The sequence below is a fragment of the Celeribacter marinus genome (assembly GCF_001308265.1).
Lineage (GTDB): Bacteria > Pseudomonadota > Alphaproteobacteria > Rhodobacterales > Rhodobacteraceae > Celeribacter > Celeribacter marinus.
The window spans coordinates 1,969,826-1,989,134 of sequence record NZ_CP012023.1; the positions used below are offsets into that span (position 1 = coordinate 1,969,826).

Consider the following 19,309-nt stretch of genomic DNA (forward strand, 5'->3'; position numbering starts at 1 on the left):
CACGCATCATCCCCGCCCCCAAGTGATTTCTTGATCCTGGATCGCGGTAACATGCTCAAAACCACGCTCGCCCGGGTGCAGCACCTGTTGGCTTTCATGGGTGTAGCGCCAGTTGCGCGGGATACTCAGATCAATAAGCCGGCTTTCATAACTGATTGTGATCCGGCAGCTTTGCCCGTCTTCTTGTAGCTCCGGCACATCAAGACGGCCTGTAAAGGCCTGCACGGGATCGGCAATCACGGTGCGGTCCTCAGTGAGTAGCGCCAGCCAGATGCGTCCGGCCTGACCCTGGTGCGCCTCATCGATCGCAAGACCTACCAGATCGAGCGGTACACCTGACAGTGAGACTGTCGTCCCAGAGGCCACAACATCAGAGGTTTCTTCAAGCGCGCCAAGCCCCATAAGCACCCCGACGCCGGTCCAGGTCTTACCGTCCCAATCTATCGGACCCGGACCCGTCCAGATCCGCACCATGCCCGAGGGGAACTCACCTTCAAAAAAGATCGCAGGCTGCAGGTCCGCGCGGTCGAGCGCCTCGGCCATGTCATCTGTGATATCCCGGCTCATAGCGCCTCGCGGGCTGATAGGGTGAAGCGGTGACGCGCTACGCGCTCTATGCGCGTTGGCACCGAAGCCGTGGGGCGCAGCAGCACCTGTGGTCTGTTCACTTCCAATTGCGTATTGGCCGGCAGTGCGCTGCGAATGGCCGGAAAGAGGGTCAGCGTCGCCAGACCGTTGATGTCCGCTGTCACATCAAAGGCGATCTGGTGCAGGCGCGTGTCGCGCGCCGTGCCGATGGAGACAAAGTCCCCCGAGGCTACAGCGGGCAGCCCCGGCGGCCAGCCTTGCGTTTGGACGACATTGCCGCCCGTGATGGGGGCCGCCAGCGTGACCGGTTGTGCAAGGGTCTTGGGCTCAATGGAGGGATCAGCAAAGAGCAGTAGCCCCCGGCCAGAGCCAAGCGCCGTGAGGGCCGCAGAGACCGAGCGCGCCAGCGGTCCGGATTGCGCGGCAAATTCAATGTCGTATTCCCACCATTCCCCACCCCAATCCTGCACCTCTGTCGTCCCGGTAAAGGGCGATTGCGTCTGGCTGGTGGCGGTCACCAATCGTCGCTCAATGCCGGCTACCCAGGTGCGCGGCAGGTCCACAATGACGCTCATGCCATCCGCCCCCGGCGCATGGCATTGCCAACAGCGGCCACCGCAATGCGCTCAAACTCGGGTTGGGCGCTGCGCATCACTGCAGCGATCTGCTCGGCCACGCCCATCTGCGCGCCGCGCGCGTCGACATTGAGATGTATGGCCACAGGAATGGCGCCCCCTGCGCCGCGGGCAACCTCGGCCCGCGACAACACCCGTTCACCGCGCTGCAAAATAGTGGGCACCTCATCGGGGCGTAGCCCGGCCCAAGAGCCAGCCGGCCCCACGGTGCCGCCTGAATGCATCCGCGGCGCACCCGCAAAGACGGCTGCGGGCACAGACCGCCTATGGCCGGAGATCCCAACCATGCCGCCCGCATGCGAGACCGCAGCCGTGACCGCTCCGGATGCGGCGCCACCTGCGGCAGAGCCACCCCCAAAGACACCCCCGAGTGCATTGGCTATGGGTCCCAGAACCGCATTCTTAAACGCCAACACAGCCAGGTCGGCGAGGATCGAGCGCACCAGCCCCTTGAAGTCGAGCTTGCCGGTTTCCACAAAGCTGCGGAAGGCACTCTCGGCGCCAGAGAAGGCGCTGGAGAGGGTTTCGCCAAGACCTTTGCCCCAGTTCAGGGCATCCGTGGCATAAGAGTTTAGGGCTTGCGAGACGGCGCGCCAGCCGGTCACGATCTTCTCAGCTGCCCCGTCGCCACTGCCGCTTGCACCACCACCCGCAACAGCCTCTCCAGTCTGGCCCATGGCTTCTGCGAGACGGTCAGCAGAGGCGGTCGCGTCATCAAGGGCTGCAGCTCCGTCCGCGCCAGTGCCCGCAACTACATCGCGCAGTGCCGCCCAGGAGGACAGCGGGGCCGTGGCTCCGGCCGCCAAATCGGTAGACGCACCACGATAAATATTGGCCGCGGCCAGTGCATCAGCCGCCATACCGTCCAAGCCCAGATCAGGCGCTGTGAGCGGGTTATCTTCAAAAGCCCGCCGGAACGCATCCGCAGCAGCACTGCCTGCATCCGCTGTCGCTCCCGCGAAAGGATTGTCGATATCGCCAAGACTAATCTCACCGATTTCGCCGAAGGTCGTCTCGATCCCCACCGCCGCCAGCGCATCGCGGATTTTGCCGGTAAAGGCATCAATCCGGGCGATCGCGCCATTGAGCATGGCCTCGATGCCGTCGAGCATGCGGTTCGCCGCTGTGTAAACGAGATCCCCGATCACAGCTGGCAGGCGGGACCAGATGTCTCGGACGGCCATGAGCGCCCCCTCAAACGTATTCGCCGTGGCATTGCCAAAGGCGACAACGCTCTCGATCGCGCCCGCCATGCCAGTGGCGGCATCGGATTTCAGATCATAAAACATCGCCGTGGCGCGCGCGCCGGCAGCCGCGGCGCCCATCTTGATCCGGTCCCACACCTCGACAGCGACATCCTTCAGCAGGCGCATCGCCTCGCCAAAGCCGCCTGCGCCGCCCGCTAGTCGCGTGAACCAGTACACCAGCTCGCCTGCGCCCACGATGAGCGCACCAATGCCCGTGCGGATCAGCGCGCCTTTGAGAACCACCAGCGTGGTGGCCAGACCGCGGACAGAGAGTGCTGCCGCGGCCATCGCGGCAACCCAGCGTCCTGCCAGGAAAGTGGCAAAGGTGCCTGCGTAAACTCCCAGCCGGTCGAGATTGCCCAGAACCGCATCGAAGGCCCGGCTGATCGGACTCGCAGAAGACGCCAGCGCGACAAAGGCATTGGCGACTGCCTCAAGCGAGGGAGCAAGCGCCACGGCAATCCGGTTGCGCACGCCCGTAAACACTTGGCCAATGCTGACGAGTGCCAGTTCTGAGCGGCGCATGGCTGCGATGGCGTCAGTATCCAAAACAGCGCCAAGCGCTTGGGCTTGCGCTCCGAGCCGGGTCATCTCCGCCCCGCCATTTTGCAGCAGCGGAATAAGACGCGTGGTGTCGGACGCCATGGCCTCAAGATAGAAGGTCATCTCCTGTTGGCTGACGCCTGCCTTCTCAAGGCTGTCGACATAGAGTTGCAAGGCTTCCGGCCCCGAAAGCCGCGCAAACTGGTCGGCAGTGACGCCCACGCGGGGTGCGATGTTCTCAAAAAAGTCTGCCATCGGACCGCCGCCCGTCTGCAGGAAGTCCCCCACACGGTCGTTCACGTCCTTCAGGATATCAGCGAGCTTTTCCTGCTCGACCCCTACCGTCGCGGAGGCCGCCGACCAGCGCTGGAACACCTCCGGTGCCGCATTGGCCACCTGAGAAAGCTGGCCGATCTCATTGGCAGCCGCAACGGTCGAGCGTGTCATCGCAACAACAGCGCCTGCCAAGGCAGCCGCAGCAGCCGTCGCCGCAATCTTGGCGCGGCGCGCAAAACCCGCCATGCGGGCATTGGCTTGATCCAGCTCGCGCGACAATCGCCCCATGCCCCTAGACCCAGCCGCACCGACACCTTCTAATTCGGCGCGCACCTGGCGCCCGCCAGTCGCGGAGAGGCGGACGGAGACTTGTTTGGTGGCCATTTAGACCTCTTGATTAATGTATCACAGCATGATACAAATTGGTATGATCATAAGTACACGTGGAAAGCTTGTCGCAGGAGCGGTTCAGGACCGCTTTGGCAAAGGCTTTCCAGCCAATATTGTGAAGCGCACGCGCGCCATGCTTTCGGCACTCGATGCCGCGGTCGTGCTTGAAGATTTAAGGTTTCCGCCGGGCAATCATCTTGAAGCCCTGAGCGGGGACCTGGCAGGACACCATTCGGTGCGTATCAACGGACAATGGCGCATCTGTTTTATTTGGACTGATCAAGGACCTGCAGAGGTCGAGATCGTGGACTATCACTAGGAGGGCCTGACATGAGCCTCATTACCAATCCATCCCACCCAGGCGAAGTACTAGCCGAGCTGTACCTGACCCCACTCGATATGAGCGCAATCACGCTTGCCGCAAAACTTGGCGTGCCGCGCACCCGCATTGAGCGCCTTGTCAAAGGCCAGACCGCCGTCACGGTTGATACAGCTATGCGCTTGGCGCGCTTTTTTTCGACAACGCCGGAGTATTGGATGAACCTTCAGCGCGCCTGGGATCTGGCGCGGGCCCGCGAGACCATTGATGTCTCAGGCATTAAGCCCCTCCAGGCCGCCTGATCCGGCCTGCATGGTTTCATTGATCTTACGGACCATCACCGCCTCAATGGGCGGCAGCAGTTCCGCCATGATGACGGGAGAAAGCCCGAGGGCCGCGCCAAGGTGCAGTGCCGCACCCATGTCCCAACCGAGGATCGCGCCACCGCTCATCCCACCGGCAACGCGCACCTGTCCGCCGAGCCGCTGAACCAGATCCCAGACCTGCCAGCCCTCAAGTGTGCGTGGCGCATGCAGGCTGCGTGGGCAGTCCGCGCAGACAGAAACGCTCTCCTCACAAAAACAAGCCGCGCAATACTCACCGCCCCCGCCGAACTCCCAGTCGGCGAGAGCGGTCAGACGTTTTTTTCCGCATCCAGGATGAGCGCGCCGGCGATGTATCTGGTCTGGAAGGCCTCAAAAATTGGCCAGAGCTCAAGTAGGGCGTCAATCCCCTCAGGTGTCAGTGGCAGAGGCTCGTCGTTTTCGTCACCGACGCCCTCCCAGTCCTTCACGACGATGCGCCCTACGGCTTTGGCCACGATACGCGCGAGATCGTCATTGGAGGCGCTGATCTCAGCATCGCTCGCCGCGGCAATGATCGCCGGATCGCTGCGCGCGGCCAGCATGATGGCGGTGGTCAGCGGTTCCACCAACAGCCGGACACCATGGCCAAGATCAAGCCATTGCGGCTCGGTAGACAGGTTCAATCGTAGCATCAGTACTCCTCGCGGTCGTTGGTCAGTGTGACGGTACACATGCGGCCCACCAGCGGGTCACTCGCCGCCTGCCAATCGAAGGTGGCCTGCACGCCTTGTGGGCCCGAGATCTCGATCCGGGGACGTGGCAGATAGACGGCGTGCGCAGTGACGGTGAGGTTTTCACCGGTGGGCAGTGTGTATGAGAACGCAAGCTCACAGGCCTCGCCGTTGATCGCTTGTGTCACCAGCGTTTGATCGGCAAAGCGCACAACGACATTGCCGGTGAGTGCCGCGATCGAGGGATCCGCACCGTCGATCTTGCCATCAGCGCGGATCGTCTCGATACGATCAAGGTTGTTGGCATAGGTCAGGTCAGCGGACACGACATTGCCAAGATTCGCCCCGTTCCGCGTAATCGACCCGTTGAAGTGACCGAAGCGTTTCAGCGCAATAGTGGCGGGCGTGCCTGCGGTGGTACTGGTGGCGATCTCCTCGCCCTGTGCCACGATGCTCGCAGTTGCCGTCAGCAAGCCCGATCGCGCCATCTGCCAGTTGAGGCTGTCCACCATACAGCCGGAATACATGGCATAGCGCGGCACCTCCGGCATGCCAGTCTCAACCGAGAAGCTCGGCAGTGCCCAGTTTCCAGAGCGGAACTCGTGGGTATAGCGTGAGTCAGCGCCCGTCGTTGTAGGCGCTCCAAACGCCGCCTTCAGCCAGAACCCGAAAGCTTCCGCATCAATCGGGATCACGACGTCCCCGTCCGCCGTCACGGCATCCTTGATCGGCGCCTGCGGATCGCGCCCATAGCCCAGAAGCTCCGAGGTCTGCAGCGGTTGCTCCGCCCCCAGCGACGTACTGGCGAAGGGCATCTTCGTGTAGCCGCCTGCCGGCGGCGTGCCATACGTGGTCTCAAACGCAAGCGCCATCTGCGACCGCGCCCCTTGGGCTCGTGCCATTGTGTTTCTCCCTCAGGTTATAAGTCGTAAACGCTATGTCGAATGAATGCGCCGCAAGACGGCCCGTATCGCGGCAAAGAACTATGGCCTGAATAGGGTGAGGTTGCTGCCAGTCGACAACAGGCATCAGACCGTTTCACCCCAATGTTGAGCCGTCGGGGCACCTCACGCACTGCGCAAAAGATCAGAGCGAACGCTCCTTGGTATCTGCGCGTTGTTTCGCCTTGACCCTAAACACGCCCTTGCCACAACTGCGCGCAAGTTAATTGCGAGACAGATCAAAAACATGACATATTCTAACGACACTCAATCTGCGTCACCAAAACCCTATATTGCCCCAAACAGAGAAGGTGCCGGGCTTGATAAGCGTCGATCAGCTTTACACGACGGCATCAAAATCACCGGCGACTGGACCAGTGATGGCATCGTGGATTTTGGAGGCACGCTCACGGGTGACTTTACCGCGCAAACCTTGGTGCTGACAAAAACCGGCCATATTAGTGGCAATGTGCATGCTGAGACCGTCACATTAGAAGGCAGTGTTGAGGGCAAGGTTGTAGCAACAACACTCATCATCAAAACAAGCGCTCGGGTCACAGCAGATATCGTGGCACACAACATTACAGTTGAAGTCGGGGCACACCTCGAAGGCCGCATCTCCATGCCGGCTCAGGCTTCCAATCCATGAACACAAAGCCCACTGCGCCGCCTCACGCTGCGCGCGTCTTCAGCCTCGCACGCCTTGCAGTCATAGCACTTACTGTCATGGCAAGCCCAGGTCATGCGCAAAGCCAGATCACCGGCCCAGTGAGCCGCGTCACAGACGGTGATACATTTCGGCTGGAGGGGCTCAAACCTGCCATTCGAGTTTGGGGATTAGACGCTCCCGAGCTTGGTACGCGCGAAGGCACGGCCGCGACGCGCGCAATGGCGTCGCTCATCACAGGTCAAACCCTGCGCTGCACCGTTCGCGACATTGATCGCTACCGCCGTATCGTCGGCCAATGCTTTCTACCAGACGGGCGTGACGTTGCTGCCTTGATGATTGAGAGGGGCGTGGCCACTGAGTATTGCCGCTATTCAGGCGGGTATTACAAAACGTGTTAAGCCTCCTTCACAACAGTGGGTCCGCAACCGAGTAGTGCAAAACAACACCGACAATTCCCGCTTTGAGCGAAGGGCCTCCTTCGACGGGAAGATCCACCGGCTGCGGGGCCTCGGTCTCGCTCCACTCGCAAAGGCCACCCAAAGTACGCTCTCCCGCAACAACCGCGCCGACGCTGGCGCATAATATATCTAGTGCGGCGTCACGGTCGTGCACCCCTTGCACGATTGCCTCTATCTCGGCGCGGTGCTGGTAATGGTAAGTGAGCGGCGACAGCGTCACCTCCGGCTCCCCCGGCTCGCCGTCGCGCAGGATCAAAAGGCCAGCAGCTGGGACGCGCTCGGGTAAGACGTCACCGCGCAATGCGGTCGCAGGTAGCATGGAAAGCCGCGCGTGCAGCGCGGTGAGGATGGTTTCACGTGTGGTTGGCATGACTATACCTTCGCGTCGCGTGTATCCAGACCTATTGCCCAGACTGCTTCTTGGGGGATCCAAGGTCTGCAAGGCGACGCGGCAGATCGCTACGGCTGTGCAATACGTCAATGATGATGACTTGCTCGGGATAATCGACAAAAACCACAAAGTGCTGGCCAGCACGTGCAAAGCGTAAGTCCTCTGGCAGATCCGGATCGATCATGTCACGACACCCCTGCGTGACAGCTGTTCCAGCAGCGATCTCAGCGCACCGTGCAATAAGATCTTCTTCGTAGGCTGCAGCCTGCCGAGGTCCAAAGGTTTGTGTTGTCCATCGCGCAATCTCTAAAAATGCCGAACTGGCCTGCCGCGTAAGGCGCCATGGCTTTGACATTAGTTTGCGTTGCGTGCTGCGGCAAATGCACGGCGGATAGCCTCTTCGCCGCTACCACCGGCAAACTCACCTTTGCGTGCCTCCTCAATCCCCAAGGTGAGGCGTGCGCGCAGGTCCTCAAGTTCAGCTTCCTCGCGCTCCAAAAGGCGCAGACCCGCACGCAAAACTTCTGAGGCATTCTGGTAGCGTCCAGACGCAACTAATTGATCAACAAGATTAGATTGAGTGTCCGTAAGAACGACGTTTCGGGTGCCCATGCCTATCTCCCATACATGAGTTGGCAATATATGCCATAAGCAACCAAATGTCGATCAGACATTATAACTTTGCCTCCACCCAGTTCGCCACGATTAGTCCTGGAACCGCCGCCTGCACGCGGTCAGCATCGCGCTCCAGATTGAGCCGCTTGCGCAGCTTCACCTGCGGCACCAGCAGAAAGATTGGCACCGTGCTGCGCCCACGACCGGCCTTGGACCGAGATGCTACGCCCTGCCCGCGATTGTTCAGCCGCCCATCCGCCACGAGCAGGCTTGGCCCGCGGCGTCGATAGACAAATCGCAGCCGCAACCCGCGACGCCGCTCCCATTCGCCGGGGGTGATCCTGCCACCGCGCAGGCCACGCCCTGCAGCAGGCGTAGGGATCGCCAGCCAAAACCCATCCTTCGATCGGATCAATGGTCCGGCGTCATGCGCTCCAATGATCTGGGGCGCCTTCGACCAGACCAGCGCGGCTGCTTTCAGGCTGTCGCCAGATCTCGGGTAGGTCTGGCTCCGGATAGAGTTCGACAATCGCCGACCAAGACCCGCTTGCGTGATCTGCCCGCGCCATGCGGATTTCAGGTCCGTGCCAGCTTCGCGCATCGCTGCACTGACGGCCTTTTCACCTGCCTTTATCTCCGCTGCCATCACAGCGACAAGGTCCGGGGTAATCTCAAGACCCAATTTCATGCTGGGGTGAGCTCAATGGTCCAGACAAGCCGCTCGCGGTCTCGCTGCGGCTCCCCCTGGATCAGGAACGTCTCCTCACCAATCAAGATTTGCTCCTGCGGCCGAGGATTTGGGAGATCCGCCACCCGGACATCAATCAGGGTGGCATCTGAGAGCAGCCGCGCCGCCCCAAACTCGGTGATCTCATCAGGGCGGCGCACAATGCCCCTACCCCTCGTGAACTGGCCATCACAGTCCCGATGCCAAATCTCAACAGCAATATTCGGGTCTGCAAAGAGCACCCCAAGCGCATCAGCAAAGGCGGTCATCATGTCCGCTTTGCCGAACGCAGAACCTGCGGGCGCGTGCAGATCGGCAGCGGGTTGCTTTCGATCTCAAGGCGCACCCATTCATCGCGGTCACGATCAGGGATCATGCGGGCATACAGCGGCAAGCCCACAGTATTGACCGTCTCAAACGTGTCAGCAGGCGCGTAATAAATCTCAAACAGCCCTTCTACGCCCTCAGGGTAAAAGTACGCCTTGTCGGTGGGCACGCCAAAGCCAAGTCCGCCGCGGTAGCGCCGGAACGTGATGCCACCAAAGCTGACCTCTTCACCCACCCTGCCCCGCAGATCGGCCGCAGCAGCCGTGTTGAGGTAGGTCTCACGCACTTCCTTATGGGCGACTAGATCCGCAAAGAAGGCAGAGCCACATTCAGCGCGCAGCTGCACCTGACCGGCGGCCAAGCCACCTAGCGTGTCCTCCACGCTTTCAATCATGGCCTGACAGCGCTTGCGCAGAGCACCTGAGCCCGGTGTCTGGTTATCGAGATCAAAGTCGACCTCTGCCGCAGGCGTAATGCCGAACTCGGTGAAGTAGTTAATCACCGTGGCCCCGTCACGCGGGTCCTTCACCACCCCTTGGATGCCGTTAAACAGGTGGAACTCGAACGTCGCCTCCGCGTCATTGCGCAAACGCCCCATTTTGCGCGCCACCTCGGTTTGCACCTGCTGCGTCGCGGTCTCTGAGCCGAAGTCGCGGATAGCCTGGATTTCTGAGGCCCAAAGCACATCCTGCTTTTTGAACTGGCGACACACAAACGCACGCATTTCCCGTCGCTCGGGGATTTGGGTCTCATAGGCGGATCCGCGTTCTGAGAACGGAATAAGCGATAGCGTGCCATCGCGGCTTTCGATCATCACGGTGCGCGCCCGCACACCACGACTTCCAAAGAGCCCTGCCCCTGACAGGATCGCCGGCTTAAAGGGGATGTTTTCCAAAGCCCGTGTGAGCTCGATAATGGAGAAGGCGTCGCCTTCAAAGATATCCATGGTGGCCACAGCGTGCCTCCTTCTAATTTTGGGATTTTGGGTGACCCTGCGCCGTGGCGCAGTACGCAATACCTGCTCAGCGCAGGATGATGCCAAGTCCGGCAAGGGCCATTGTTGCCGAGGTGATCTGGGCTTCAGTCGCACCGTCAGGCCAGACAATCTCATGGCGGTTCACTATGGCGGGACCGCGCAGGATCACGACCCCAAGCGCATCGGCGTCACTCGCGTCGACATCGGCCCACAGAATGCCAGCCGCAGTCTGGCTTCCGTTCGACGCAGTGGGTGCGAGCCCCGTGTATTTGCCACCGGTGGTGATCTTGCTCATCACAGTGCCAGGCGCGATCTTGCCCGCGCCAGATGCGATCGTGACGGTTTCGCGGGTATAGTCGCGCAACACCTCCCAGATCAGAAAGCCACCTGCGTGTTTGCCCTCAGTGAGTGTGGTCATGTGTTTAGCCTTTCAGTTTAAAGGTACGGGCGATGACGTCGCCCCAAGGGCGCGCCGTCGGGTTTGGCCCGGGCTGTGGGTGATGGGAGGTGATCTGCGGCACGGCCTCGGCCTTGGCGGCCAGAAGCTGCGCGCGGACCGCATCCAGACTGGCATCTTCTTCTAAAAACCGCCCTGCCATCTGCGGCTGGCCCGCGAGACGGCACAGATCGATGACCGCACCGGCGTGCGCGATGGCCTCGGCGCGGATGGCACTGACATCAGGTCGTGCGCTGGCCTTTGCAGGGCAGTCCTCGGACGCGAGCGATTGTGTGTTTTGGTCTGCAGCATCCGCCCCCTGCTCACTTGCAGGCGCGGGTTCCTCGGCAGCGGCTGCGTGATCAACGTTCCCGGCGGGACCCTTGGTCTTGGGATCAAGTACGGGTGCCGATACATCGCTGCCCGCAACATCGGTGTCATCTCCAACGATGTCAGCCTTGACCATCTCGACGAGGTCAGGCGGCGCATTGCGGAACCGGCCAATATCAAAGCTGGCGGCAATGCGCACCGGCTCTGCCATGCGGGTGGCCAGCCCTGCCTCCAATGCGTCTTTTGCGTCAAACCAAGTCTCGGCCGTCAGCAAGGCTGCGATGTCCTCTTCGGGTTTACCCGATTTGGCGGCATAGCCACGCGTCATGCTGGCCGCGATCTTATCCAGCGTTCCAGCCATGTCGCGCATGTCAGCAGCCGTGCCCATGACAATTCCAGACGGGTCATGGATCATCAGAAAAGCGTTTTCCGGCATAATTATCTCATCGCCCGCCATGGCAATGTAGCTTGCAGCCGAGGCTGCGATGCCATCAATCCAGACGGTGATTGTACCCTCATGCCGCGTCAGGGCGTTATAGATGGCGACCGCATCAAACACCGAGCCGCCGGGACTGTTGAGACGCAAATCAATAGGCGCGTCATCCGGCAGGGCGCCAAGCTCTGCCAGAAACCCCTTCGCACTCACGCCGTAAGCACCGATTTCGTCATAGATCAGCACTTCCGCGCCCGAGGCCCGGGCGCGGATTGTATACCAAGTGTTCATTCTCTTACTCCTGATTGATGGCCCGATCGGTCGCACCCGCATCACCGCGATTGTCGTTGTCGGCAGCATCATCTGCATTTGGCTGACGCGTTGGCGTCGCCCGTGCGCCCTGCGTCTCGCCGGGGCTGGTACGGTAGCTCAGACCCAATTGCTTGGTGCGCGCCGCATCGGCTGCGTTTTCACGGTCGACCTCTTCCACGTCGTAGCCCGTGGCTTCCACCACCTTGCGTCGCGACGTGATGCCCGCCTCCATCGCCAGCACCTGCGCCTGAATGTCTTTGAGCGGATCGACCCAATCCCAGCGGGGCGGGATCCATTGCACCATCCGCGCAGCCGCGGGATCAGGCAGATCCAACCGACCCGCCAGTTGTGCGGTGTCCAGCCAGCGACGCCAAATCGGCCGGCAGAGCTGATACGCAATCACCCCGTGCTGCAATTGCTGCACGCGGCGGCGGAACTCCACCAGTTCTGCGCGCAGGCTCGAATAGTTCGCCTGGCGCACATCGCCGGTCACCAGGTGGTACGGAAGCCCCAGTGAGGCAGAAACCGCCAGCAACGTGCGATATTGAAACGCCTCGTATCCACCGCCGACATCGGCCGGGCTGGAGAACGTCACATCCTCCCCCGGCAGCAGCACCTGCATGGTGCCCGGCTCAAGGCTCGCCATGGCTGCGCCATCAAGATCCGCCTCGCTCTCACCCATCATCGGGTCTTCGGGTGCTGTCTTGGTGATGAAGCCCGCAAACATCGCCGCGGTCTTTTTGCGGTCAAGTTCAGCGTCATCATACTGATCGAGCAGAAACAGCCGGACCATCGCGGGTGCCACATGCGGCAGGCCACGGATCTGCCCCGCATCAATGGGCCGGTAGATGTGCAGCACGTCCTCGGCCAGCACGCGTACGGTTTGCGGTATCGCGACCCGCTGGTCCGTGCTGTCGCCGGGATGACGGCGTCGGAAGTGATAGGCCACCCGCCGCCCGATCAGGTCAAACTCGATCCCGCAGCGGATGCGGTTCCCGTTCGGGGCCGTCTCCGTTTTCTCAAATGGCAGCATTTCCGATTGCAGCAGCTGCATTTGCAGCGGGACCAGCAGACCATCCTCGGCTCGGCGCGGGCGCATCCGCACAAAACACTCACCCGCCACAAACATCTCGCGCGCCACCATCGCCTGCAGGCCGTAAAAGTCGGTCAGACCATCGGCATCCGCCTCATCCGTCCAGGCCAGCCACAGCCGCTGAACTTGGTCCCGCAGCGCGGCATCCTCGATCAGTGATGACGGCTTAATGCCATCCCCCACCATGTTAGACGCAAAGGCCTCACAGGCATTCGCCGCATAGCCGTTGGTGACCACAAGTTCGCGGGCTCGGGCCAGCAACTTCGGCCCGCCCGAGGCCACCAGCGCATTGATGTTTTCTAGCGGCGGGTTCCAGCCGCGAAGTCGCCGTTTTGACATCGCACCCTCGAGACGGGCACGCACGGCCTCGGGGCCGCCTTGAGCCGGGCGGCGAAACGTGTCGAATAGCCTCATAGGTTACAGTCCTTTAGATGTGACGATGCGCACCTGCCTGACGATACGCCGACCCTCGCGTGAGGCGATCTCGCGATCCAGCGCCTCAATGGCGCGGTCGATTTCCATCACAGAGCGGTAGTCGACCGTCTTGCCGTCGTAACTAACGCGGGCGACACCGGAGGCGCGTTGTACTGTCAAAGCCTCGCGGCGATCGTGCAAGGTCGCGAGATCAGACATCAAAAACCCTTTGTGCGTCATTGACACATACGTCAATGACGCATACCAAGTCCTATGAGCATCGTAACTGTCGCCGAAACGCCCGAACTCCAGCGCCGCGCACGCGCCATCATGAGCGATCACGACCGCATGGCTCTGATTGATTTCATCGCCCGCAACCCCACTACCGGGGTCGCGATCGGTGGCGGGGTACGTAAAGTTCGCTATGCACGCGATGGCAGCGGCAAGAGCGGAGGTTATCGGATCGTTCACTTTTACCGCGGCGATGATGACATGCCGATCTTTCTGATCACCGTCTTCGCCAAAAACGAAAAAGCCAATTTGAGCAAAGCAGAGACGGGAACGATCAAGTCACTCGGCAAACTTTTGGCCGACAGCTACAGGAGCGCAAGATGAGCGACGCATTCAAGAGTATCGGACAAGGCCTCAAAGAAGCCATCGCACACGCCCGCGGCGAGAACTTGGGCAAGATCCACGAGATCGAAATCCCTGACGCGGACGTTCAGGCCATTCGCGCCCGCACTGGCCTGTCGCAAGTCGAGTTTGCCAAAAGTATCGGTGTGAAGAAATCCACCCTGCTAAACTGGGAACAACACCGTCGTAGCCCTGAAGGTCCAGCGCGCGTCTTGCTGGCTTTGATCGACAAGGATCCGAGCATTGTCCAGCGCACACTGGCACACTGGCATCCTGATCACCCCATATAACTCGACCGCATCATGCGCCTCCGCGCCGACGCGCGCGACGTTGGCTTTACGCTCGCCTCTCCCGCTGGTCCGCGAGCCTCGACCGCCAGCTGTCGCTCCAGCTCGGCCCACCGCGCTTCCGACCACCTGTCGGCACCGGCAATCCACGCTGCTGCCCGCGCATAAACACGACAATCCAACGCCTCGTTGCGCTCACGCAGCTTTTGCCATTCGAGCTTTGCAAAGCCGCGCTTATTCTTGACGGTGACCAGCTGCTCGGCTGTCAGCTGCTTGAGCCATTCACTGTCTGTCCAATTAGGCAGATGCACCGTTCCCGCCGAGAACTCCGCACCGGCGGTAATTTCTTCCGGCGTTGGCCGGTCCTGCCGCAGGAAGCGGTAGGTTTCCGCTTTGAAGGTCGACGTTGCCACAGACCAGAGCCGCGCACCGCGCCGCAGACGCTTACCGCCGATGGTTGCGTCGACAAATGTCGGCCCTGTCACCGGGCTGGCGCGGTTGAACCCCTCCAGTCCCTTAACCGGGGCCACCTGACCAAAGCCCACCTGACGTGCCCAAGCATAGACGGCGCTGGTCTCGTAACCGGTGTCGATCGCCAGTTTTGCAATTGTCAGCTGCTGGCCGCTGGCGTGCTGCCAAGTCTGCCCCAAAAACTCAGAGAGTTTCTGCCAGCATGCCGGATCGCCAGGGCCGCCCTCAATAACAACATGATCAATCAGCCAGCTTTGCAGGCCCCTGCCCCAGGCCCAGACATCAACTTCGATCCGGTCCTTCTGCACATCCGCACCTGCGGTCAGGAACAACCCACCCGCAGGCACAGTGCCGGGTGCCCACTCTTCCTTCTGTCCTTGCAGGCGTTGCCAATCCGGCGCTTCACCACTTTCCATCCATGTCTCGCCCAGCGAGGTGTTGATGAAGGTTTTCATCATATCATCCCCACCAGCCCGCGCCGACAGGAAGGTTTTGACCATCGCGGCCAACCGGACCCACGGTGAATAAATCTCGTTGAGGTGGAACCCGGCCGTGCCAGCAAATGGCTGCTCGGCCACCCAGTGCCCCTTTGACACAGCCGCCCAGCGGGTCTCGTCGCGCCAAGCTGCATCGCAATCCACGCAGTGATACCGTGCGGTGTCCGGCTTGTGGCGGCCATCCTCCCCCTTGTCCCACTTTACTTGCGGCCAGGTCAGGATTTGATCATGGCCACACTCGGGACATGGCACCCAAAACCGACGCTGATCGCTTTCCTCGAACGCCGCCTCGATCCGGCTTGCGCCCTTGTTCGTCGGCGTCGAGACCAGCACGATCTTGCGGTTCCAAAACGTCACCGTGCGCTTTCTTGCAAGGTTGACCGGATCCCCCTCAGCACCTGCGCTGAACGGGTAGCGGTCCACCTCGTCGCAGAGCAGCAACCGGATCGGCCGGCTCGCAAGCCCCGAAGGCGCGTTGGCACCGACGATGGTCAGGTGGCCACCCGGGAACCGCTTGTGCAGGATCTTATTATTCCCATCCCTTGATTTGGGGTTAGCAATCTTATCTTGCAAACAAGGCGTATCCCGCGCCATAGGCGAAAAACGATCCTTCGACCAGGTTTCCGCATCTCGCTCGGTCGGCATCACCACCATGATCGGGGCTGGGTCATGGTCGATATGGAAGCCGACCATGTTAAGGATAGCTTCCGATTTACCAATTTGACTACTCGACATAATCACGACGGTTTCCGCCGCAGGATCCGAGATCGCGTCCATGATCCCGCGCTGGTACTCGGCGCGGCTGGTGCGCCATTGGCCAGGCTCAGCACTCGCCTCAGAGCTCAGCCGCCGGTTCTGATCCGCCCAGTCACTGATCGTCAGGTCCGGCGGTGGTTTGAGAACCGCCAGTGCCTTTACCACCGTCCGCTTCAGGATCGGCGAGCCCATCAATGTCAGGGTCGGTTTCAAATTCAATGTCTGGCTCTGCGAGATCATCAAGCACCTCGCGAATGGCGGCACGGATCAGGTTACGGGTCTCTCCGACGGTGGGTTGCTCAAACGCCTGCGGCGCCAGCCGATCCGGCAGCCCCAAAAGACGGGTTCTCAAAAGTGCGAGCACAGCAATCCAGGCAACTTCGATCTGGTCCGCTGCAATCAGCGATCGGCGCTTTTCCTGCGCGTCCATTTCGGCAAGATCAGCACGCGCCCGAATGAACCGCGCGCGTTCGGCCATATAATCAGGCGCACCCGCCTGCGCCTTGACCGCTTGGTCACGCAGGTAGCGCACATAGCCACGCACCGATCCAATCAGATCATACTGGCCGCGCTCCGCCTTGGGGATCACGCCCTCGCGGCTGAGCTGCTGAACCCGCCGTTCCGAGAGATCAAGAAGCTTGGCAATCACGCCAATGGGTTGGGTGGCTGCTGACATGCTATGACCTTAATAGTTCACTTTAAGCACATGAATTTGTACACAATTCACTTGATATACCTCCACGCCAGAGCGAAGCTGACCGAGCACATCACACTTGGAGCTGACCTCATGGAAACCACCAGCATACGCCTGCCCATCCGCACACTGCCGGAGCACTTCGACCGCAGCCGCATCACCGTCGTGCTCGACGAGATCGAAATGGCTCTTATGGACGATGGCGGCGTCTACGGCAAAACCCTTGCCGACAGCTTCACCATCACGGTCGAGGTCCCGACCCATCAGCTGATGGACACGGCCAGCTGCCTGAAAGGCCTCGGCCTAATTTAACGGCAAAGAGCAGGCTGGCGTTTCAGGGGTGGTTCTTCTCAAAGATACTGTATTGGAACCGCTGCTCGTTGCCCTTCGGTGTCAGATGAACATGAGCTTTCGCTTCAACAAGGTCAAAATGTGCAGGCAGCAGCCGGTTAATCTCTCCCGCAAGAGATTCAGGCGAATAGCGCTCCACCGGAAGTCCCGAGCATTTTTCAGGCCCATCTTCGGCAAAAGTGGCAATGATTGCTATTCCGCCCGGCTTGAGCCCTTTTGACAGCGCCCTCACATAGGCTGCGCGATCTTCAGGTTTGGTCAGAAAATGAAATACCGCACGATCATGCCAAACAGAATAGTCGCGACGCGGTTCCCATTCGGTAATGTCGGCGACAATCCAGTCGACCTGTTGAGCGCGTAGTTCCAATCTGCCTCGACTGATCGACAGCGCGGCCTCGGACAGATCCAATACTGACAAAGGTCCAAAACCGTGGTTCAGCAACGCATCGACCAAGCGAGACGCACCAGCACCAATATCGATGAATGGCTCCCCGGCTTTCAGATATCTGAGAACCAGTTCAAGGGATGCTAAGGGAGTTTCTTCGAACCAGGTTAGCTCGTCTTCAGTGCGAGCGCCGTACACGTCGTCCCAATGTTGATGTCTAGCCATCATCAAACCCTCCCTGCTGAGGCTGGGCTAGATCATAAAACAGGGTTTCACACAACATTAACACTTTAACCATCTCGCAAGAGGATGGCCTCGAAGAGCCGCCGCAGAGCAAACGAGCGCAACAGGCTGACGATCGTGAAGATCCCGCCCATAGCGAGATTTTGGCGCAATGTTGCTTGCAGCCCAAAGATCGGAAAGATCGCGATTTGTGTGACAACCGCGACCCCGTAGCCAACGATCACATTGGTAATCGCCTCCACCAGCGACATGAGGTGCGACTGTTTCATGCAGCGACACGCTCACCCTTCAACGCGTCGAAGGCCTTGCCATCCCCATCCAGCACCGCCTGTTGCCCCGTAAACTTCTGCCACCGCTCCACGGCGACATCGACGTAAGCTGGGTTCAACTCGATCCCGTAGCAGACCCGCCCCGTGGCTTCTGCCGCGATCAGCGTTGTGCCTGATCCCATGAAAGGCTCATAGACCGCCTGCCCTGGGCTTGAGTTATTCAGGATCGGACGGCGCATGCATTCCACTGGCTTCTGCGTCCCATGGACCGTGTTGGCATCTTGGTCCTTACTGGAGATTTGCCACAGTGTCGTTTGCTTGCGATCGCCGGCCCAATGGCCCTTGCCGCTCTTTTTGACAGCGTACCAGGCCGGTTCATGTTGCCAGTGATAATCGCCACGGCTGAGCACCAAGCGCTCCTTGGCCCAGATAATCTGAGACCGAATGGTGAAGCCTGCGACCTCGAGGCTCTCCGCAACTGTTGCTGCGTGCAACGCGCCATGCCAGACGTAGGCGACATCGCCTGGAAACAGCGCCCAGGCCTCGCGCCAGTCGGCGCGATCATCATTCAGCACCTTGCCCGTGCGCTTGGTTTTTGCTGCACCGGCTTGGTTGCGCCAGCTTGGATCGTACTCAACACCGTAGGGTGGATCGGTCACCATCAGCAGCGGTTTCACGGCGCCAAGGAGCTGCTCAATGTCTGTCGCAACCGTGCTGTCGCCGCAGAGCAGTCGGTGATTACCGAGGATCCAGAGATCGCCGGAGCGACTGACCGGGTCCTCCGGCGTGTCCGGAATGTCGTCTTCGCCCTCTTGCGAGCCAGTGCCGTCCTCAAGGCTGTTCATCAGCGCGTTCAATTCGTCATCGGTGAAACCCGTCAGCCCGAGGTCGAAATCAGCCTCCAGCAAGTCCGCCAGCTCAAGGTTCAGCAGGTCCTTGTCCCACTCGGCGTTGTCGCTCGAGCGGTTGTCCATGATTCGGAAGGCCCGCGCTTGAGCCTCGGTCAGCCCTTTAGCAACATGCACCGGCGCCGTCTTGAAGCCAAGCTTGCGCGCCGCTTCCAGCCGCGTGTGCCCGGCCAGCACAACCATTGCCTCATCAACAACGATGGGCTGGCGCCAGCCAAACTCCTGGATCGACGCTGCAACCGTCGCGATGGCATCAGCGTTGTTGCGCGGGTTGCGCGCATAGGGAATGATCTGCGCAAGTGGCAGCTCCAAAACGTCCATCAGATTTTCCTTGGATTTGGTCCTGAAACGAAACGGGTCTGGCCCGCGAAACGAACCGCAGGTCCGCGAAAGCGAAATGGGGTCAGAGGGCCATTTCGTTTCAAAGTGGTTTTACGCGCCCTCAGGCCCAGTGTTTATTGGGTTTGCGTGCAAAGCGAAACGAAACGGGTGTTTTTCACGGTGTCACTGGGAAAGCGCGGCACCCAGCCCCCCCGTATACGCTTCCCAACAGGAAGGAACCGTTCAATATCAATGGGTTAAATGTCTCACAAAATCGACCAGAGACAGTTTTTTCCCACAAACGGCCACCATTTACACCTCTACAAACTCGTTCAAA

Annotated in this window: 28 protein-coding genes; 7 read left to right on the top strand and 21 right to left on the bottom strand. The window is 60.4% G+C overall.

The features are described from left to right. Positions 1-6: 6 nt before the first annotated feature. The 3 genes from IMCC12053_RS09825 to IMCC12053_RS09835 are packed head-to-tail and all read right to left on the bottom strand — an operon-like array spanning position 7 to position 3,673. Positions 7-567, bottom strand: a complete 561-nt coding sequence (locus tag IMCC12053_RS09825) for a hypothetical protein (protein WP_062218587.1) — start codon at positions 565-567, stop codon at positions 7-9. Next, the gene (locus IMCC12053_RS09830; RefSeq protein WP_156320745.1) at positions 564-1,106 is read right to left on the bottom strand and encodes a hypothetical protein; all 543 of its coding nucleotides are present in this window, start codon (positions 1,104-1,106) and stop codon (positions 564-566) included. Before IMCC12053_RS09830 ends, IMCC12053_RS09825 begins: the two co-directional genes overlap by 4 nt. A 53-nt stretch (positions 1,107-1,159) precedes the next feature. Next, positions 1,160-3,673, bottom strand: coding sequence for a phage tail tape measure C-terminal domain-containing protein (locus IMCC12053_RS09835; RefSeq protein WP_062218591.1), 2,514 nt, complete (start codon positions 3,671-3,673; stop codon positions 1,160-1,162). A gap of 28 nt (positions 3,674-3,701) precedes the next feature. Between IMCC12053_RS09835 and IMCC12053_RS09840 the strand changes: the two genes are divergently transcribed. Together IMCC12053_RS09840 and IMCC12053_RS09845 are read left to right on the top strand one after the other, a co-directional pair. Next, on the top strand, positions 3,702-3,998 hold the full coding sequence (locus IMCC12053_RS09840; protein WP_236852407.1) for a type II toxin-antitoxin system RelE/ParE family toxin: 297 nt from the start codon (positions 3,702-3,704) through the stop codon (positions 3,996-3,998). 11 nt (positions 3,999-4,009) lie between these two features. Continuing rightward, positions 4,010-4,300, top strand: a complete 291-nt coding sequence (locus tag IMCC12053_RS09845) for a HigA family addiction module antitoxin (protein ID WP_062218593.1) — start codon at positions 4,010-4,012, stop codon at positions 4,298-4,300. Here the strand turns inward: IMCC12053_RS09845 and IMCC12053_RS09850 are convergent. The 3 genes from IMCC12053_RS09850 to IMCC12053_RS09860 all read right to left on the bottom strand — a co-directional run bounded on the left by IMCC12053_RS09850 (position 4,271) and on the right by IMCC12053_RS09860 (position 5,936). After that, on the bottom strand, positions 4,271-4,468 hold the full coding sequence (locus IMCC12053_RS09850) for a DUF7697 family protein (protein ID WP_236852408.1): 198 nt from the start codon (positions 4,466-4,468) through the stop codon (positions 4,271-4,273). The genes IMCC12053_RS09845 and IMCC12053_RS09850 overlap by 30 nt on opposite strands. Before the next feature lie 164 nt (positions 4,469-4,632). After that, positions 4,633-4,995 (bottom strand): hypothetical protein, encoded by a 363-nt coding sequence (locus IMCC12053_RS09855; protein WP_062218595.1) that lies wholly within the window; start codon positions 4,993-4,995, stop codon positions 4,633-4,635. Further along, positions 4,995-5,936 carry a phage tail tube protein gene (locus IMCC12053_RS09860; protein ID WP_062218597.1) on the bottom strand — a complete coding sequence of 314 codons (942 nt, stop codon included), beginning with the start codon at positions 5,934-5,936 and terminating at the stop codon, positions 4,995-4,997. Before IMCC12053_RS09860 ends, IMCC12053_RS09855 begins: the two co-directional genes overlap by 1 nt. Before the next feature lie 286 nt (positions 5,937-6,222). Here IMCC12053_RS09860 and IMCC12053_RS09865 point away from each other — a divergent pair, with 286 nt between their 5' ends. Together IMCC12053_RS09865 and IMCC12053_RS09870 are read left to right on the top strand one after the other, a co-directional pair. Next, positions 6,223-6,624, top strand: a complete 402-nt coding sequence (locus IMCC12053_RS09865; protein ID WP_062221166.1) for a bactofilin family protein — start codon at positions 6,223-6,225, stop codon at positions 6,622-6,624. Beyond that, positions 6,621-7,043, top strand: coding sequence for a thermonuclease family protein (locus IMCC12053_RS09870; RefSeq protein ID WP_062218599.1), 423 nt, complete (start codon positions 6,621-6,623; stop codon positions 7,041-7,043). Before IMCC12053_RS09865 ends, IMCC12053_RS09870 begins: the two co-directional genes overlap by 4 nt. Before the next feature lie 7 nt (positions 7,044-7,050). On the opposite strand, the gene IMCC12053_RS09875 is transcribed toward IMCC12053_RS09870, so the two are convergent. The 10 genes from IMCC12053_RS09875 to IMCC12053_RS09920 form a co-directional block, all read right to left on the bottom strand. After that, positions 7,051-7,473: a hypothetical protein gene (locus tag IMCC12053_RS09875; RefSeq protein WP_062218600.1), complete on the bottom strand. Its 423-nt coding sequence runs from the start codon at positions 7,471-7,473 to the stop codon at positions 7,051-7,053. Between the two features lie 31 nt (positions 7,474-7,504). Then, complete coding sequence (locus IMCC12053_RS09880) at positions 7,505-7,849, bottom strand: type II toxin-antitoxin system RelE/ParE family toxin (RefSeq protein WP_062218602.1); 345 nt, start codon at positions 7,847-7,849, stop codon at positions 7,505-7,507. Further along, complete coding sequence (locus tag IMCC12053_RS09885) at positions 7,849-8,106, bottom strand: type II toxin-antitoxin system ParD family antitoxin (RefSeq protein ID WP_062218605.1); 258 nt, start codon at positions 8,104-8,106, stop codon at positions 7,849-7,851. Before IMCC12053_RS09885 ends, IMCC12053_RS09880 begins: the two co-directional genes overlap by 1 nt. Positions 8,107-8,167: 61 nt before the next feature. Further along, positions 8,168-8,797, bottom strand: coding sequence for a DUF6441 family protein (locus IMCC12053_RS09890; RefSeq protein WP_062218606.1), 630 nt, complete (start codon positions 8,795-8,797; stop codon positions 8,168-8,170). Beyond that, positions 8,794-9,105, bottom strand: a complete 312-nt coding sequence (locus IMCC12053_RS09895; protein WP_062218609.1) for a head-tail joining protein — start codon at positions 9,103-9,105, stop codon at positions 8,794-8,796. The genes IMCC12053_RS09890 and IMCC12053_RS09895 overlap by 4 nt, the downstream gene beginning before the upstream one ends. After that, positions 9,105-10,109 carry a major capsid protein gene (locus IMCC12053_RS09900; protein ID WP_062218611.1) on the bottom strand — a complete coding sequence of 335 codons (1,005 nt, stop codon included), beginning with the start codon at positions 10,107-10,109 and terminating at the stop codon, positions 9,105-9,107. Before IMCC12053_RS09900 ends, IMCC12053_RS09895 begins: the two co-directional genes overlap by 1 nt. 76 nt (positions 10,110-10,185) lie before the next feature. Continuing rightward, positions 10,186-10,557 carry a head decoration protein gene (locus IMCC12053_RS09905; protein WP_062218613.1) on the bottom strand — a complete coding sequence of 124 codons (372 nt, stop codon included), beginning with the start codon at positions 10,555-10,557 and terminating at the stop codon, positions 10,186-10,188. Positions 10,558-10,561: 4 nt separating this feature from the next. Continuing rightward, positions 10,562-11,629 (bottom strand): head maturation protease, ClpP-related, encoded by a 1,068-nt coding sequence (locus IMCC12053_RS09910; RefSeq protein ID WP_062218615.1) that lies wholly within the window; start codon positions 11,627-11,629, stop codon positions 10,562-10,564. Between the two features lie 4 nt (positions 11,630-11,633). Then, positions 11,634-13,157: a phage portal protein gene (locus IMCC12053_RS09915; protein WP_082389076.1), complete on the bottom strand. Its 1,524-nt coding sequence runs from the start codon at positions 13,155-13,157 to the stop codon at positions 11,634-11,636. A gap of 3 nt (positions 13,158-13,160) precedes the next feature. Further along, positions 13,161-13,376: a phage head-tail joining protein gene (locus IMCC12053_RS09920; protein WP_062221172.1), complete on the bottom strand. Its 216-nt coding sequence runs from the start codon at positions 13,374-13,376 to the stop codon at positions 13,161-13,163. 54 nt (positions 13,377-13,430) lie between these two features. Here IMCC12053_RS09920 and IMCC12053_RS09925 point away from each other — a divergent pair, with 54 nt between their 5' ends. Both IMCC12053_RS09925 and IMCC12053_RS09930 read left to right on the top strand, forming a co-directional pair. Continuing rightward, a complete protein-coding gene (locus IMCC12053_RS09925) occupies positions 13,431-13,772 on the top strand; it encodes a type II toxin-antitoxin system RelE/ParE family toxin (protein ID WP_062218617.1) in 342 nt (113 codons plus the stop codon). After that, complete coding sequence (locus tag IMCC12053_RS09930; RefSeq protein WP_062218619.1) at positions 13,769-14,080, top strand: helix-turn-helix domain-containing protein; 312 nt, start codon at positions 13,769-13,771, stop codon at positions 14,078-14,080. Before IMCC12053_RS09925 ends, IMCC12053_RS09930 begins: the two co-directional genes overlap by 4 nt. Here IMCC12053_RS09930 and IMCC12053_RS09935 read toward each other — a convergent pair. Together IMCC12053_RS09935 and IMCC12053_RS09940 are read right to left on the bottom strand one after the other, a co-directional pair. Then, positions 14,068-15,993, bottom strand: a complete 1,926-nt coding sequence (locus IMCC12053_RS09935) for a phage terminase large subunit family protein (protein WP_062218621.1) — start codon at positions 15,991-15,993, stop codon at positions 14,068-14,070. The two genes, IMCC12053_RS09930 and IMCC12053_RS09935, sit on opposite strands and share 13 nt — an antisense overlap. Continuing rightward, positions 15,914-16,477: a hypothetical protein gene (locus IMCC12053_RS09940; protein WP_062218623.1), complete on the bottom strand. Its 564-nt coding sequence runs from the start codon at positions 16,475-16,477 to the stop codon at positions 15,914-15,916. The genes IMCC12053_RS09935 and IMCC12053_RS09940 overlap by 80 nt, the downstream gene beginning before the upstream one ends. A gap of 111 nt (positions 16,478-16,588) precedes the next feature. On the opposite strand from IMCC12053_RS09940, the gene IMCC12053_RS09945 reads away from it, so the two are divergent. Next, positions 16,589-16,807 carry a hypothetical protein gene (locus IMCC12053_RS09945; RefSeq protein ID WP_143090042.1) on the top strand — a complete coding sequence of 73 codons (219 nt, stop codon included), beginning with the start codon at positions 16,589-16,591 and terminating at the stop codon, positions 16,805-16,807. A gap of 22 nt (positions 16,808-16,829) precedes the next feature. Here the strand turns inward: IMCC12053_RS09945 and IMCC12053_RS09950 are convergent, their stop codons facing one another. The 3 genes from IMCC12053_RS09950 to IMCC12053_RS09960 form a co-directional block, all read right to left on the bottom strand. Continuing rightward, positions 16,830-17,459 (bottom strand): class I SAM-dependent methyltransferase, encoded by a 630-nt coding sequence (locus tag IMCC12053_RS09950; protein ID WP_062218627.1) that lies wholly within the window; start codon positions 17,457-17,459, stop codon positions 16,830-16,832. A 62-nt stretch (positions 17,460-17,521) separates the two neighbouring features. Continuing rightward, the gene (locus IMCC12053_RS09955) at positions 17,522-17,743 is read right to left on the bottom strand and encodes a DUF7220 family protein (protein ID WP_062218629.1); all 222 of its coding nucleotides are present in this window, start codon (positions 17,741-17,743) and stop codon (positions 17,522-17,524) included. Beyond that, positions 17,740-18,972, bottom strand: coding sequence for a DNA modification methylase (locus IMCC12053_RS09960; RefSeq protein WP_062218634.1), 1,233 nt, complete (start codon positions 18,970-18,972; stop codon positions 17,740-17,742). The genes IMCC12053_RS09955 and IMCC12053_RS09960 overlap by 4 nt, the downstream gene beginning before the upstream one ends. Positions 18,973-19,309 lie beyond the last annotated feature (337 nt).

What these genes read in the sequence shown, in the direction of transcription:
- IMCC12053_RS09825 (WP_062218587.1), bottom strand. Translation starts at nt 567, where the DNA reads ATGAGCCGGGATATCACAGATGACATGGCCGAGGCGCTCGACCGCGCG.
- IMCC12053_RS09835 (WP_062218591.1), bottom strand. Translation starts at nt 3,673, where the DNA reads ATGGCCACCAAACAAGTCTCCGTCCGCCTCTCCGCGACTGGCGGGCGC.
- IMCC12053_RS09840 (WP_236852407.1), top strand. Translation starts at nt 3,702, where the DNA reads ATGATACAAATTGGTATGATCATAAGTACACGTGGAAAGCTTGTCGCA.
- IMCC12053_RS09845 (WP_062218593.1), top strand. Translation starts at nt 4,010, where the DNA reads ATGAGCCTCATTACCAATCCATCCCACCCAGGCGAAGTACTAGCCGAG.
- IMCC12053_RS09855 (WP_062218595.1), bottom strand. Translation starts at nt 4,995, where the DNA reads ATGCTACGATTGAACCTGTCTACCGAGCCGCAATGGCTTGATCTTGGC.
- IMCC12053_RS09860 (WP_062218597.1), bottom strand. Translation starts at nt 5,936, where the DNA reads ATGGCACGAGCCCAAGGGGCGCGGTCGCAGATGGCGCTTGCGTTTGAG.
- IMCC12053_RS09865 (WP_062221166.1), top strand. Translation starts at nt 6,223, where the DNA reads ATGACATATTCTAACGACACTCAATCTGCGTCACCAAAACCCTATATT.
- IMCC12053_RS09870 (WP_062218599.1), top strand. Translation starts at nt 6,621, where the DNA reads ATGAACACAAAGCCCACTGCGCCGCCTCACGCTGCGCGCGTCTTCAGC.
- IMCC12053_RS09875 (WP_062218600.1), bottom strand. Translation starts at nt 7,473, where the DNA reads ATGCCAACCACACGTGAAACCATCCTCACCGCGCTGCACGCGCGGCTT.
- IMCC12053_RS09880 (WP_062218602.1), bottom strand. Translation starts at nt 7,849, where the DNA reads ATGTCAAAGCCATGGCGCCTTACGCGGCAGGCCAGTTCGGCATTTTTA.
- IMCC12053_RS09885 (WP_062218605.1), bottom strand. Translation starts at nt 8,106, where the DNA reads ATGGGCACCCGAAACGTCGTTCTTACGGACACTCAATCTAATCTTGTT.
- IMCC12053_RS09890 (WP_062218606.1), bottom strand. Translation starts at nt 8,797, where the DNA reads ATGAAATTGGGTCTTGAGATTACCCCGGACCTTGTCGCTGTGATGGCA.
- IMCC12053_RS09895 (WP_062218609.1), bottom strand. Translation starts at nt 9,105, where the DNA reads ATGACCGCCTTTGCTGATGCGCTTGGGGTGCTCTTTGCAGACCCGAAT.
- IMCC12053_RS09900 (WP_062218611.1), bottom strand. Translation starts at nt 10,109, where the DNA reads ATGGATATCTTTGAAGGCGACGCCTTCTCCATTATCGAGCTCACACGG.
- IMCC12053_RS09905 (WP_062218613.1), bottom strand. Translation starts at nt 10,557, where the DNA reads ATGACCACACTCACTGAGGGCAAACACGCAGGTGGCTTTCTGATCTGG.
- IMCC12053_RS09910 (WP_062218615.1), bottom strand. Translation starts at nt 11,629, where the DNA reads ATGAACACTTGGTATACAATCCGCGCCCGGGCCTCGGGCGCGGAAGTG.
- IMCC12053_RS09915 (WP_082389076.1), bottom strand. Translation starts at nt 13,157, where the DNA reads ATGAGGCTATTCGACACGTTTCGCCGCCCGGCTCAAGGCGGCCCCGAG.
- IMCC12053_RS09920 (WP_062221172.1), bottom strand. Translation starts at nt 13,376, where the DNA reads ATGTCTGATCTCGCGACCTTGCACGATCGCCGCGAGGCTTTGACAGTA.
- IMCC12053_RS09925 (WP_062218617.1), top strand. Translation starts at nt 13,431, where the DNA reads ATGAGCATCGTAACTGTCGCCGAAACGCCCGAACTCCAGCGCCGCGCA.
- IMCC12053_RS09930 (WP_062218619.1), top strand. Translation starts at nt 13,769, where the DNA reads ATGAGCGACGCATTCAAGAGTATCGGACAAGGCCTCAAAGAAGCCATC.
- IMCC12053_RS09935 (WP_062218621.1), bottom strand. Translation starts at nt 15,993, where the DNA reads ATGGGCTCGCCGATCCTGAAGCGGACGGTGGTAAAGGCACTGGCGGTT.
- IMCC12053_RS09940 (WP_062218623.1), bottom strand. Translation starts at nt 16,477, where the DNA reads ATGTCAGCAGCCACCCAACCCATTGGCGTGATTGCCAAGCTTCTTGAT.
- IMCC12053_RS09945 (WP_143090042.1), top strand. Translation starts at nt 16,589, where the DNA reads ATGGAAACCACCAGCATACGCCTGCCCATCCGCACACTGCCGGAGCAC.
- IMCC12053_RS09950 (WP_062218627.1), bottom strand. Translation starts at nt 17,459, where the DNA reads ATGATGGCTAGACATCAACATTGGGACGACGTGTACGGCGCTCGCACT.
- IMCC12053_RS09955 (WP_062218629.1), bottom strand. Translation starts at nt 17,743, where the DNA reads ATGAAACAGTCGCACCTCATGTCGCTGGTGGAGGCGATTACCAATGTG.
- IMCC12053_RS09960 (WP_062218634.1), bottom strand. Translation starts at nt 18,972, where the DNA reads ATGGACGTTTTGGAGCTGCCACTTGCGCAGATCATTCCCTATGCGCGC.